1 protein-coding gene is annotated in these 1,628 nt (G+C 36.7%); it reads left to right on the top strand.

Annotated features, from left to right (window positions below):
* Window positions 1-248: 248 nt before the first annotated feature.
* Window positions 249-1,475 (top strand): IS110 family RNA-guided transposase, encoded by a 1,227-nt coding sequence (locus tag IEW76_RS20675; RefSeq protein ID WP_188656257.1) that lies wholly within the window; start codon window positions 249-251, stop codon window positions 1,473-1,475.
* Window positions 1,476-1,628: the final 153 nt, after the last annotated feature.

Below are 1,628 nucleotides of genomic sequence, written 5' to 3'. Positions count from 1 at the left end.
CGTTCGTAATATAAGGTTAACCAGTTTTTACTGGTTGATCATTTTTTATATGGATCTATTATAACAGTAGCCGGGGTAGAACGTCTCTGCCCGTGGGGCTTGACCCCGTAAACTAAACCGTTCACCCCCTACTTGTAAAAACATGATTTAGCTGGTTGGGACTCTGGATCCCGTTTAACAAGCGAAGCTGTGAAATTACAAGGAGGATTAGGGGCACCGGCAAATATTTATGGAGGAGGAGATTATGAATGAATCCAGTCGTAGGTCTGGATGTTTCTAAAGGGGAAAGTCAGGTCCAAGCATTCTTGGATAAGAAAAAGCCATATCGTAAGAGTTTTAAAGTGGACCACACGCGTGATGGCTTAGCGACACTTCACGAATTTTTAAAGCATTTAAAGGAAATTACGGATCAAAATCCAGCAATTGTTTTGGAGGCAACGGGACATTATCATGCGCCTGTTGTTCAATTTCTAGAGGAGCACAATTATTTATTAATCATTGTAAATCCATTGGTTTCTTTTAGAGCTAAAAGCTCTAATTTAAGAAAGGTGAAAACTGATGCAGTTGATGCTTACCTTCTTTGTGAACTTTACTATAAGGAAGACTTAGAGCCTTATAAAAAGCGAGGAATCCAACTCTTAAACCTTCGTAATTTAACTCGGCACCATGAGAATATTACTGGGAACTTTATTCAAACAAAGTTACAGTTCCAAGCTGTATTGGAACAAGTATTTCCTGAATACAAAGGGGTTTTTGGTGAGCTATATTCTTTTGTTTCTTTACGGACCCTTAAAGAATATATGTCCTCGGAAGAAATTTTAAGGACTAGCGAAGACAGACTGGCAAATCGAATAGCTGATTTATGTACAAGTCGCTCCGAAAAATGGGCTTATGAAAAAGCACAAACTCTAAAAGCAGCTGCTGCCCGTAATCCTTTTAAGAAGACACTGTATCAAAGTCACTTGTTAAGTATGGGAATGTATATTGATATGCTTCTTCAATTTAAAGAGCATCTATCAAAGTTAGAGGCAGAGATAGATACCCTAGCTAAAGAAATTGAAGAATATAAGATTATCAAATCTATCCCTGGTATCGGAGAAAAAATCGCTGCCACGATTATTTCTGAAATTGGGGAAATAGATCGATTTAATCACCCTAAAAAGCTTGTGGCTTTTGCCGGTGTTGATCCCAGTGTGTTTGAATCAGGTCGCTTTACAGCTAGCAATAATCGCATTACTAAAAGAGGTTCTAGTCGCTTACGGCACGCTTTATATCTGGCTGTCTGTTGTGCGATTAGAGACAAACGGAAAAAGAAAACAACCGATGAAATACTCCCTCGGAATAAGAAAATGAGAGAATTTTACGATAAGAAGCGTAACGAAGGCAAACCTTTTAGAGTAGCAGTTATTGCTTGTGTAAATAAGCTTTTACATTGGATTTATGCTCTTTTAAAAAGCAAAACTAACTTCCAATAAATAACTAAATAACTATATCTGCCTATATAGTGCAAAACCTTCCAATTAGTTTTGATGGAAGGTTATTTGGCTTGTTCTTTTTTATTATATCATGTCTTTTTTTAGTTTTTTATTGATAAATGTTGACAAACTATTAGCTGGTTTAGTTTAAGT

Origin of the sequence: Pontibacillus salipaludis (assembly GCF_014642405.1) — a bacterium.
In the GTDB taxonomy this organism is placed as follows: Bacteria; Bacillota; Bacilli; order Bacillales; family BH030062; genus Pontibacillus; species Pontibacillus salipaludis.
This window is presented reverse-complemented; position numbering and strand designations above follow the sequence as displayed.